A 12,341-nucleotide genomic window follows, 5' to 3' on the forward strand; every position below is an offset into this window, starting at 1 on the left:
ATTAGAAGAGGAGCGATGATCATGACATTTCATTTTTCAAAACGAGTCCCTGCTGACGGTACAGATGCTGTCGGTGCTATCCTAAAAGCTGCTGCTGATCCGAAAGTCATTTCCTTTGCTGGTGGCCTCCCAGCTCCTGAATTATTCCCTGTTGAAGGAATGAAAAAGGCAACTGATAAAGTCTACGAAGAACATGGCCGAGAGGCTCTTCAATATGGTGCCGCGGCTGGGGTAACTGAACTTCGTCAATTAATTCTCAAACGAGTCGCAGAAAAAGAAGGCGTCCATGCCAATCTTGAAAATGTTATGGTCACAACCGGTTCTGAACAGGCCATTGACTTAGTGGGAAAGGCATTTGTTAATCCTGGTGATACCGTCCTCGTCGAAGACCCAACCTACCTTTGTGCGCTTGATGTTTTTCGTTCTTATGGCGCTAAATTTGTGGGGGTTCCAATGGACGAAGATGGGATGCGGATGGATGCGCTGGAGGATGCATTGAAAGCTCACCCAGAAGCTAAGTTAGTTTACACTGTTCCAAACTTCCAAAACCCTACTGGACGGACGATGCCGGCCGATCGACGGAAAAAATTTGCGGAATTAGCTGCTAAATATGACGTCCCAGTACTAGAAGATAATCCTTATGGTGACATTCGGTTTGCTGGTCAGCATGTCCCATCTGTAAAGTCATTTGACAAGACTGGTCACGTCTTTTATATGAGTACCTTTTCAAAGATTTTAGCTCCTGGATTCCGACTTGGCTGGCTAGTCGCTGATCCGGAAGTGGTTAAGAAACTAACAGTCCTCAAGCAATCTGCCGACCTTCATACTGATAATTTAGTTCAATACGTTGTTGCCGAATTCTTCAAAGAGAATGATGTTGACGCCCACGTCAAAGAAATTAGTGCCCTTTACGGCAAGCGTAAGCAATTAATGGTGGAAGGATTGCAAAAGTACTTCCCAAAGTCAGTTAAATACACCAATCCTGAAGGTGGGATGTTCTTATGGGTTACCGTCCCTGGTGTTGATGACACGGTCGCTCTCTTCAAGGAATGTCTTAAACACAACGTCGCCTTCGTTCCTGGTGATCCATTCTTTGCTGGCAAGCCCCAACCAGGGACTTTCCGCTTGAACTACTCCAATATGGCAGAAGATAAAATTCAGGTTGGCTTGAAACAACTAGGTGCTGCATTAGACGAAGCATTAAATAAGTAAGTAAAAATCTCCTTTTGACATTTAAGTTAAAAGGAGATTTTTATTGCCTTCATTAACTGAACTGCTTAAAATATCATTAAAAAAGAAGTTTGGAGAATCTCATGGCAAACAAAAAATTATTATTGCTTTCTACTGGTGGGACAATTGCGTCCGTTGTTTCTGACGAGGGGCTCGTTCCGGAAGAGTCTGGTGAACAATTACTCCAAATGTTAGGTAATGTTCCCTATGATATTACGGTAAAAGATATCCTTTCCCTTGATTCTTCCAATATTCAACCAGAAGAGTGGAAAATTATTGCTGAAGCAATTTATAAGTACCGTCACGACTACGATGGAATCGTTGTTTCACATGGAACAGATACAATGGCTTATACTGCTTCGATGTTGACCTTCATGCTTCAAGGAATTGATGTCCCCGTCGTTTTCACCGGGAGTCAGGTCCCAATGAACGTTATTTGGTCCGATGCCCCAGCAAATATGCGTCTGGCGTTTGCAGCAGCGGCTTCTTGTGCACCAGATATCTATCTATCTTTTGATCGTAAAGTAATGCGTGGCTGTCGTGCTGTTAAAGTCCGTACAACTGCTTTTAATGCTTTTGAAAGTGTCAACGTCCCGCCAGTTGCGGAAATTACTTCAGACGGTTTAGTAATTCATCATCAGCATAATCATTCCCAACAAACTTGTGTCTTAAACACGAAAATTGATACTAATGTTTCCCTGGTTAAACTTTTCCCCGGTTTTGATCCGCGGATGCTGCACGCAATGGCACAAAATGATTGTCACGGGATCGTCATCGAAGCCTATGGTCTAGGCGGTATGACTTATATTCGACGTAATGTCGCGGCAGCAATTGGAAAATTAATCCGCCAGGGCATCCCGGTTATTGCTGCTAGTCAGTGTCTATATGAGCGAAGTGACCTAACTAAGTATGAAGTTGGTCGTCAAGCGTTACTGGAAGGTGCCATCAGCGCCCATGATATGACCTCCGAAAGTGCTATCACCAAACTGATGTGGGGGCTTGGTCAAGGGATGGATGTCGATCAAATTGCTAAATTCTTTGATACAGATGTAGCTGGTGAAGTTACTCTCAAATAATATTAAAGGTCTTCTTAAAGTTGCTGTAGTAACTTTGAGAAGGCCTTTTATTTTAAGTTAAATTATGGAACTAGTTTTGATTAATTAGCCCAGTAATGTTTCCATTCTTGGTTAACATTATTTCGTGTCGTCGCTGTTCCTGTCCATGAAGGCACTTTGACAACCCCATCAATCTTACTCTTCGGAACAAATCCCCAGTAACGACCATCGTTAGAAACACTGCGGTGATCTCCGAGAACAAAGTATTCGCCATTTGGGACTTTCGTTGCCCCATTATTCTTTAGCCAGTTATTCTGAACTGAAATGCTTTTTAACGTCCAGTTACCAGTTCCACTATCCCGTTGATCGGCGTTAATATAGTTTTGATTGATCTTATTGTTATTAACATAGATGTTGCCATCCTTAGATTTAACAGTATCCCCAGGAACACCAATTACTCGTTTTACATAATTTGTCCGGGTTGCCACTTGCGGATCAACCCCATTCGCATCGAAAATCACAACGCTTCCCCGATGAATCTTTGATGCTTTCAAGCAGAATACTCGCTCATTATTCTGCAAATTAGGTTGCATTGATGGACCATCAACCCGCACAATCTGAAATAGAAACTGCTTAATCAACAAGGCAATCAGTAACCCAATTATAATTGGGACCAGCCAGCTCAGCTTTTGACGAAATGTTCTCATTATTAAATCCTCACTTAGTTTTCAATTTTATTAATATAGCTCTTAGCGACTTTCATATCGGTTGGGTAAGGTGTGTCAACGCCCTTAATCTTTTGGTACGGGTCCGCGCCCTTGCCAGCTAATACGACAATATCATCATTATCACTTAAATCAATTGCTTTCTGAATGGCCTTTTGCCGATCCATTTCAAATTGAACTTCGCCCACACAATCATGATCAATATAGGAGTCAATCTCATGAGCAATCTTAAGTGGATCTTCATAGCCTGGATCATCAGTGGTCAAAATTACAACATCTGCTTGTGACTCATTCAAGGCTTTACCGAACCCAGGACGACGAGAAATACCTTTATCACCAGTAGCACCAAGAACAACCGTGACCTTTCCCGCGTCCGTTTGCCGCTTCAAAAAGGCTAATAGCCGTTTCAGACTAGCATAGTTATGCGCATAGTCTACATAGATCGTGCCGTGCTGCTTCGTCTTCAGCATTTCCATCCGACCTTTAATGTGCACGTGGTCGAGCGTTTCAACCGCGTCTTCCGCTTGTGCACCAGCTAGGCCACTCGCAATAATTGCTGCAACAGCATTGCCTTCGTTATAATCGCCAGGAACACTGGTTAAGTAGCGGTGATCAAGATGTAATTGATGGCCCTTATCACTAACTGCCTTCAATTCAAACTCACTTTCATGAAGGTCTTCAAGATCGTTTCGGTATTCGAAGTCAACCGTTTGATTATCTGGTAATGATAAGTCAGCCCCATGGCGTGCAAACAAATAGATATTCTCTGGTTGCGTTGTCGCTTTTGCAGCATAATAAATGTCAGTGATATGGGCACTTTCAGCATTAATGATGCACGTCCGCGAGTTAACCATCAATTGTTCTTTACAATGAAGATAATCCGCAAATGTCGGGTGCTCGTTGCGGCCAATATGGTCTGGTGAAATATTCAGAAAGATGCCGACATTATACTTTAATCCATAAACCCGATTCTTCTTGAAAGCTTGTGAGGAAACTTCCATTATTAAATGGGTCATACCGTTATTAACCGCCGCTCGCATATCATGGAATAGGTCGAGTGATTCTGGAGTCGTTAAATCGGATTTGAAACGATCTTCTGGTTTGTTACCCAAGACCCGGTCCTGCGTTGAAAAAAGAGCACTATGTTGTTTAGTGGACTGGCGGAGGACATTATCAGCAAAATAGGCCGTGGTCGTCTTTCCTTTAGTTCCCGTAATACCAATAATAAATAAATCATTTTGCGGGTAACCATAGAAGGCTGCACCGAGCAATGCCATTGCTTTTTGTTCGTCATTAACAATAATTGCTGGCAGTCCTTGCCCCTCTGGATATTCGCGCTCAGCAACATAAGCAATCGCTCCTTGCTTCTTGGCCGATGCCAGGTAAGCTGGTTTAAAATTACCCTTACAGAAAAAGAGTGTCCCTTTTTTCACCGTTCGTGAATCATAGGAAACACTGGTAGCTGTAAAATCTGTTAAATTACTAACATGATCTAATAAATGGTGTTCTCTTAATAACGTAAGTGCAAGTGTAACATGCAGTTCCATTCTGTCACTGACCCCTCTTATCTTTCTATCTAAAGCTATATTATTTCATTTTTTATTGCAAATGTGAATATATCATAATGAATCATAACAAATTTATCATATTTCCCGGGGAATAAAAGAATCCCAGTGAATGCTCGAGCCATTCACTGGGATTTATTCATTTATTTATATGATGACTGTCTGGCTTTTATCAGTAAGCTAATCGCCTATAAACTTACATTCAACATTCGTCAACTTCTAAGCCCATTGGTATCACAAACCTTTCATGTATCTGACATCAACAAACTTATCTTACTGCCCGAATCATCTTCGTCATACAAATCATCTCACAGTTCGGAAAAAAACAAAGCAACAATTCTAAACAATATCTCCCATTGGTATCACTCCGCTCTTTCAAACCTAAGCAACGGACATTTACCTTACTGCTCGAATCATCTTTACCATTGTAATCACCTCACTGGTCATTACCTATCTTTTCTACACTTATATTATAGCATGCTGTGTTAGCGCTTACAACTGCTAAGCAAAAAAACTGTGGTGCCTACTCTCGACACCACAGTGTAACTATTAAGCTTCTGTAACTGCTTGTTTAGAACGATCAATGCCACTTTCATCTGGCTTAAAGTGGTCGATAAAGTAAAGCTTATACCATACTAAGAAGGTGTATACTGTCCAAATCTTCCGTCGACCATCGATCTTTCCTGCAAAGTTATCGTCAGCCAGCTTTAGTAGCTTATCTTGGTTGAAGAATTGACCAACGAAGTCTTGTTCGAACATTTCACGGACAATTTCGTAGTACTTCTTCTCACGTAACCATTCCCGGACAGGAGTTGGGAAGCCAAGCTTAGGACGAGTTGCCCATTCTTCAGGCAAGTGCCGGTTAGCCGCCATTCGGAATGCCCATTTAGTTCCCTTATAGTTGAACAAGTAATCAGTTGGCGTTGTTTCAGCCACCTTCATAACTTCTTTATCCAACAATGGAACCCGAATTTCCACGGAGTTAGCCATACTCATCTTGTCAGCCTTTAAGCAAATATCACCAGGCATGAACCGGTGCAAGTCGACGTATTGTTTCTTTGCTACTTCATTCATGTCCTTCTTTTCGTCACACTTATCATACAGTGGCTTTAAGAGGTCGGTAATGGATGGGCCGTCTTGATATTCTGGCTTCAAGTATTCGTTAGCTTCTGTTGGGCTAAAGATATAAGCTTGGCCAATAAAGGTGTCCCGGGCAGGTGCTAAGTTCCGGTAAAGGTGCTCTGAACCGTGGAACTGCTTTCCTTCAAGCCACTTACCAAGCTTATACCGCTTTTCCTTTGGTAACTTCTTTAATTGGTCTGTGACCCACCGTAAGAATTTAATTTTAGTGTTAAAGCCGTATGCTGTGTAACCAGCAAAGAGTTCGTCGGCCCCTTCCCCGGACAGTAACGCCTTATAGCCATTATCCTTTGCCAACTTGTTTAAGAAATACAAAGGAACAACTGATGGGTTAGAGTCTGGTTCATCCAGGTAATACTGGATCAGGGGGAACTTATGAAATGCTTCTTCATCTGTCAATAGCTTATCAGTGTTCTTAAGCTTCAACTTGGCAGCTAATTCACGGGCCTGCTTGGTTTCATCGTAACCACTGTCAAAACCAATTGAGAAGGTATTATTAGGCCGCATCAATGCCGTTACCAGGCTTGAGTCAACCCCAGCAGATAAGAATGAGCCAACCTTAATTCCCTTATCAGCAAAGGTGTGTGCCTTAACAGAATTTTTGACAACATCATCAATGTTATCAACTGCTTGATCAAAGGTTTCCTGCTTTGGATCAAAATCTTCATCCCAGTACTGCTTCATTTCAAACTTACCATCTTTGTAAGTAAAGTAATGAGCTTCTGGTAAACGATAAACACCCTTGAAGAAAGTTTCTTGGGTAACGTTGTACTGGAATGTCATGTAAGACTTCAAAGCCCGCTTGTTAAGCTCCATCTTAAAGTTAGGGTGGTCTAAGAAGGCCTTGATTTCAGAACCCACAAAGAAGGTACCGTTCATCTTAGCATAGTACAATGGCTTGATACCAAAATGATCACGGGCCCCAAACATTTCATGAGTCTTCAAATCCCAGATAATGAAGCCAAACATACCACGTAGTTTATTGACAACGTCCTTACCCCATTGTTCATATCCATGCAAAATAACTTCCGTATCAGCATGGGTCTTAAAGGTATGACCGTCTTTGATTAATTCTTCCCGTAGTTCCTCAAAGTTGTAAATTTCACCATTAAACTCAATGGCTTTGGAATTATTTTCATTAAAGATTGGTTGATTTCCAGACTTAACGTCAACAAAGCTTAAGCGCCGGAAGCCCAGAGCAACATTCTCATCAACATATTGCCCTTCAGCGTCCGGACCACGGTGGATAATCCGTTCCTTCATCTTCTTGATCAGACTATCCTTAATTTGTGGCTTTTCGTTATCTACAAATGCAACAATTCCACACATGCGAATTTCTCCTAATCATAATTTTCTCGTATCTTCTGAAGCCTTAATTTTACTCTTCTTTAGTGATTTTTTCAAAAAAGGGGATCTATTTCCCGGGAAATAGGTCCACCCTCTTCTTACTTACGAATATATACCGATAGAATTGCAATATCTGCTGGGTTGACACCAGAAATACGTGAAGCCTGAGCAAGGGTTTCTGGTCGAATTTTTTCCAGCTTCTGCCGTCCTTCGGTGGCTAGTCCGTCAACTTGGTCATAGTCAATATTTGCCGGAATCCGTTTATTTTCCATCCGCTTCATCCGTTCAACCTTTTGTTCCTCTTTCTTGATGTAGCCAGCATACTTTAATTGAATCTCAACTTGTTCAATCACATGACGATCCAAGTCTTGGTTTGGTCCAGGAATGAACTTTAGCAATGTTTGATAATCAACATATGGGCGCTTAATGAAATCCGCTGCCGTCACGGCATCCTTCAGCGGATTATCACCATGTTGCTGGATAAAGTTGTTAACTGCTTGATCGTTTGGCTTCAGCTTTTCACTCTTCAATCGCGCAATTTCTGCCTCAACCTGCTGCTTCTTGGCTTCCATCTTAGCATACCGTTCATCTGAAACTAACCCAATGGCGTGGCCCTTAGCCATTAAACGGAAGTCAGCATTATCGTGACGTAACAATAACCGGTATTCAGCCCGACTAGTCAGTAAACGATATGGTTCTTTGGTTCCTTTAGTAACTAGGTCATCGATCATGACACCGATGTAAGCATCAGACCGCTTCAACACAAATGGTTTCTTTCCTAATGCCCGTAAACCGGCGTTAATTCCCGCAATTAATCCTTGACCAGCTGCTTCTTCGTACCCAGAAGTCCCATTGGTTTGTCCAGCCGTATAAAGGTTCTTAACTAACTTGGTTTCTAGAGTGGGGTGTAGTTGATAAGGAGCCACCACATCATATTCAATTGCGTAACCAGGCCGCATCAATTCAGCGTCTTCCAGGCCCTTGACGGAGTGTACAATCTTTTGTTGAATTTCTTCTGGCATCGAAGTAGAGAGACCGTCGAGGTACCATTCATCAGTATCACGGCCTTCTGGTTCCAAGAAGACTTGGTGACGATCCTTGTCGGCAAACCGGACAATTTTATCCTCAATTGATGGGCAGTACCGTGGTCCCACACCTTTGATCACACCAGAGAACATTGGTGCCCGATCAAGATTTGCTCGAATCAGGTTATGAGTGCCTGGGTTGGTGTATGTTAACCAGCAGGAAATTTGGTCACTTACGGAAAGGTAATGAGAATCTGGTGTATCAAAGCTGAAGTGATGAACTTCTTGGTCGCCAGGCTGTTCTTCTGTTTCATCATAGTGGATCGTATTACCGTTAACACGTGGCGGCGTCCCCGTCTTGAACCGTTCAAGGTCAAAGCCCAGCTTTTCAAGATTCTCAGACAGTTTAACTGCCGACTTAGAGTTATTCGGCCCAGATTGGTATTGTAATTCACCAATGATTATTTTGCCCCGTGCCGCTGTGCCGACTGTCAATACCACTGCCTTCGCATGGTAACGGGCTCCAGTATTGGTTATAACACCCTTGCAGACACCATCTTCAACGATTAACTGGTCAACTGTCGCTTGTCGTAAAGTCAAGTTAGGTTGCTTTTCAATGGTTAACTTCATTTGACGGTGGTAGGCATGCTTATCGGCTTGTGCACGTAATGCCCGGACTGCTGGTCCTTTACCAGTATTCAGCATCCGCATTTGGACATAAGTCTTGTCAATATTATGACCCATTTCACCACCAAGGGCGTCGATTTCACGAACAACAATTCCCTTTGCCGGTCCACCAACAGACGGGTTACATGGCATAAAAGCAACCATTTCAAGACTAATCGTTACTAAGAGGGTTTTATTACCCATTCTTGCTGCTGCCAGTGCCGCTTCACTTCCTGCGTGACCAGCACCAACAACGATAACATCGTAATCGCCGCCCTCGTATTGAACGGCATCCGAAGTTTTTAATGCTTCTGCAGACTTCATTTTTCCTCCTACTTTCCTAAACAGAACTGACTAAATAATTGATCAAGCAATTCATCCTGGTATGAGTCCCCGGTAATTTCACCGAGTAAGTCCCAACAACGAGTCATATCGATTTGGACAAGGTCAACTGGCATTCCATCCTTAATTCCTTTAAGGACATCCCCAAGGGCATCATCTGCCTGATGGAGCAAGCCAATATGTCGGGCGTTAGTGACCATAACATTATTCTGACTATTCTCGATACCTTGATCGAAGAACATATGGCTAATTGTTTGGCCGAGTTGGCTCATCCCTTCATTATTCACAATGGAAGTTTCAATCAGGTGATCTTGGCCAACTAATTGTTTTAGTTCATTCCGATCCACTTTATCCGGCAAGTCAGTCTTATTCAAAATCACAATTCGTTGTTTATCCTTCGTTGCCGCCAACAACTCCCGGTCTTCATCAGTTAATGGCGCAGAGTTATCAATTAGCAACAGGACCAGGTCAGCAGCATTAAGAGCTTTCTTACTCCGGTCCACACCGATTTTTTCAACCGTATCATTCGTGTCGCGAATTCCCGCAGTATCAATCAGCTTAAGGGGAACACCGTCAACATTGACGTACTCCTCGATGACATCCCGCGTGGTCCCAGCAACATTCGTTACAATCGCCTTATCTTCATGGAGTAACGAATTAAGTAAGCTGGACTTACCAACGTTTGGCCGACCAATAATTGCCGTCGCTAATCCTTCGCGAAGCACTTTCCCCTGCTTCGCAGTTTTGAGTAGTGATTCAATTCGCTGACGAATATCAATCGCTTTTTCTTTTAACATTTTAGTCGTCATTTCTTCAACAGCATCATATTCCGGATAATCAATGTTGACCTCTACTTGAGCCAATACATCCAGAATATCTTTCCGTAAATGACGAATCAGGTGAGACAAGTTCCCATCAAGCTGATTTAATGCCACCTTCATTGATTTATCAGTTTTCGCACGAATGAGGTCCATAACCGCTTCAGATTGGGATAAGTCCAGCCGACCATTTAGAAAGGCCCGCTTAGTAAATTCACCTGGTTCAGCCATCCGGGCCCCATAGGACAGGACCAGCTGGAGGATCCGGTTTGTTGCCAGAAGGCCCCCATGACAGTTAATCTCGACAACATCCTCACAGGTGTAGGTATGGGGAGCCCGCATCACTGATACCATCACTTCATCGACCTCTTCATTCGTATCTGGGTCAATGATATGGCCATAGTTGATGGTATTAGTATGGACCTTTGCTAAATCCTTACCATGATAAATCTTTTTAGCAACCTTAATCGCATCATCACCGCTGATCCGGATAATCGAAATGCCACCTTCACCGATTGGGGTTGAAATTGCTACAATTGTATCATTATCAGTATTTGCCACCATTCAGACTCCTTTCTATTAAAAAAAGTGCCCTCCACGTCATTCGACAATCAATTGCCGATCACATGGTCAAAGCACTTTCACTACTTTAACAGTAATCATTTAATTTAAATTTTATAACCGCAATTATTCTAGTGTGAACGGCCATAAATGTCAATCACAAAAGCTGGTTAATTAGCTGGAGCAATCACTACACTCCTGTAAGGTTCACGACCATGAGAATAAGTCCGGACGTGCCGATTATTTTCGAGTTCTTTATGAATTTGCTTTCGTTCACGAGCTGGCATTGGATCTAAGAAGACTGCCTGACCAGTTGCGACAACCTCGGTCACAGAGCGCTCAGCAAGCGTGTGAAGGGCTTTTTGACGTCGCTGCCGATAATTAGCAGTATCGAGGATAACGATTGTCTTCGATGCTCCATGGTAGTTCATAAAGGCATTGCTTAATTGTTCCAACGCGTTAATCCGGCGCCCATGGTGACCAATAATTCGGCCTGACTGTTCACTTTTCAGATCAATTACCACTTCATGTGACCGAACTTCTTTAATTTCCGGTTCCACGTGAACTTTCAGCTCGGTAAAGATGTCACTAAGGTATTGGATTAACTGCTGACTACTTTCCCTTACTCGATTGACATTCTCCTCATGACGCCGCTTCATTTCGGCAGGGTCAATCTCCCCGTCCGCCTTCTTGTGATTAGGCTGTACCGGCTGATGGTGTGATTTAACTTTATTAGCGACCTTTGATTTAGCCGGTTTTACTTTTTTAGCTACCTTAGCTACTTTGGGCTTAGATTCTTTTGTCGGTTTTACCTTAGCTTCAATTACGGCTGCACGCCGACCAATTCCAAGAAACCCGTGCCGCGGTTGTTGAATAACCGTCACTGTCAAATGATCTTCATTGGTACCTAATTGTTGACTAGCCGCTTTAACGGCCTCTTCAACTGTTGCCCCTTTAAACTGTCCCATTATTTCTCCTCCAAATATATCTACTGAAAACGGAGAATGACTCCTGGCCATCCTCCGTTATTTTGACTATTTACGATGACTGCTGTAAGCACGCCGCTTTGCCTTTTCAAGCTTCCGCCGCTTTGCTTTATCAGCCTTTTCACGTTCTTCACGTTCACGCCGAATCTTAAATGGATTCTGGAGTAAAAGGGTCTGCAATACCTGGAAAGCGTTTGAAACTACCCAGTATAAGGTAATAGCTGATGAGAACCCAAGAGCCATGAAGAAGACCATAATTGGCATAAACCAAGTCATTGCGGAGGTCATTGCATTACGTTCTGGCATTGATGCCATCGACAGCCATGAACTCATGAAGGTGAAGATGGCCGCGAGAATTGGCAAAACGTAATAAGGATCTGTATGACCAAGTTGTAACCATAAGAAGGTCCCATGCTTCAACTCTGGAGTCCGCCAAATTGCTTGGTACAAAGCCCACATGATTGGCAGCTGAATTATCATTGGCAACATTGACGCCCATGGGTTAACTCCTGCTTCCTTATAAAGCGCTTGGGTTTCTTGTTGCATCTTCATCATTGAGGCCCGGTCACGTGATGAGTACTTCTTTTGAATGGCCTTCAGTTTTGGCTGTAATTCCTGCGTTTTCAGCATCGACTTGGTCTGATAGAACATCAGTGGCAGTAAGAGGACCCGAATAATGATCGTAAAGATAATGATCCCCATCCCATAGCCACCACAGGTATTTGATAGCCAGATGATAAACCGCGAGAAGTTGTAGATAATGTAGTGATCCCATAAACCAGTACTGTGGCTGGTAATTGGCTTATTAGAACAAGCTGCTAAGAATAAGGTTAAGCTTGCAATTGCCGTTAAACTTAGGATCCGTTTTGTCTTTTTCATTG

General features: G+C 42.9%; 9 protein-coding genes. 2 read left to right on the forward strand and 7 right to left on the reverse strand.

Annotated features, from left to right (window positions below; translation table 11 throughout):
- Window positions 1-18 precede the first annotated feature (18 nt).
- Both FD27_RS03930 and FD27_RS03935 read left to right on the forward strand, forming a co-directional pair.
- A complete protein-coding gene (locus FD27_RS03930) occupies window positions 19-1,212 on the forward strand; it encodes an aminotransferase-like domain-containing protein (RefSeq protein ID WP_151495827.1) in 1,194 nt (397 codons plus the stop codon).
- Between the two features lie 101 nt (window positions 1,213-1,313).
- Window positions 1,314-2,306 (forward strand): asparaginase, encoded by a 993-nt coding sequence (locus tag FD27_RS03935; RefSeq protein ID WP_057749840.1) that lies wholly within the window; start codon window positions 1,314-1,316, stop codon window positions 2,304-2,306.
- A gap of 80 nt (window positions 2,307-2,386) precedes the next feature.
- On the opposite strand, the gene lepB is transcribed toward FD27_RS03935, so the two are convergent.
- The 7 genes from lepB to FD27_RS03970 all read right to left on the reverse strand — a co-directional run bounded on the left by lepB (window position 2,387) and on the right by FD27_RS03970 (window position 12,339).
- On the reverse strand, window positions 2,387-2,992 hold the full coding sequence (gene lepB / locus FD27_RS03940) for a signal peptidase I (RefSeq protein WP_057749842.1): 606 nt from the start codon (window positions 2,990-2,992) through the stop codon (window positions 2,387-2,389).
- A 14-nt stretch (window positions 2,993-3,006) separates the two neighbouring features.
- The gene (locus FD27_RS03945; protein WP_057749846.1) at window positions 3,007-4,557 is read right to left on the reverse strand and encodes a UDP-N-acetylmuramoyl-L-alanyl-D-glutamate--2,6-diaminopimelate ligase; all 1,551 of its coding nucleotides are present in this window, start codon (window positions 4,555-4,557) and stop codon (window positions 3,007-3,009) included.
- A gap of 567 nt (window positions 4,558-5,124) precedes the next feature.
- Entirely contained in the window at window positions 5,125-7,044 is a 1,920-nt protein-coding gene (asnB, locus tag FD27_RS03950; RefSeq protein ID WP_057749849.1) for an asparagine synthase (glutamine-hydrolyzing), read from the reverse strand.
- Between the two features lie 116 nt (window positions 7,045-7,160).
- Window positions 7,161-9,077: a tRNA uridine-5-carboxymethylaminomethyl(34) synthesis enzyme MnmG gene (gene mnmG / locus FD27_RS03955; RefSeq protein ID WP_057749852.1), complete on the reverse strand. Its 1,917-nt coding sequence runs from the start codon at window positions 9,075-9,077 to the stop codon at window positions 7,161-7,163.
- Window positions 9,078-9,085: 8 nt separating this feature from the next.
- On the reverse strand, window positions 9,086-10,477 hold the full coding sequence (gene mnmE / locus FD27_RS03960; protein ID WP_057749855.1) for a tRNA uridine-5-carboxymethylaminomethyl(34) synthesis GTPase MnmE: 1,392 nt from the start codon (window positions 10,475-10,477) through the stop codon (window positions 9,086-9,088).
- A 167-nt stretch (window positions 10,478-10,644) separates the two neighbouring features.
- Entirely contained in the window at window positions 10,645-11,442 is a 798-nt protein-coding gene (gene jag, locus FD27_RS03965) for an RNA-binding cell elongation regulator Jag/EloR (protein WP_057749858.1), read from the reverse strand.
- A 66-nt stretch (window positions 11,443-11,508) separates the two neighbouring features.
- Complete coding sequence (locus FD27_RS03970; protein WP_057749861.1) at window positions 11,509-12,339, reverse strand: YidC/Oxa1 family membrane protein insertase; 831 nt, start codon at window positions 12,337-12,339, stop codon at window positions 11,509-11,511.
- Window positions 12,340-12,341 lie beyond the last annotated feature (2 nt).

Source organism: Limosilactobacillus frumenti DSM 13145, assembly GCF_001436045.1.
In the GTDB taxonomy this organism is placed as follows: Bacteria; Bacillota; Bacilli; order Lactobacillales; family Lactobacillaceae; genus Limosilactobacillus; species Limosilactobacillus frumenti.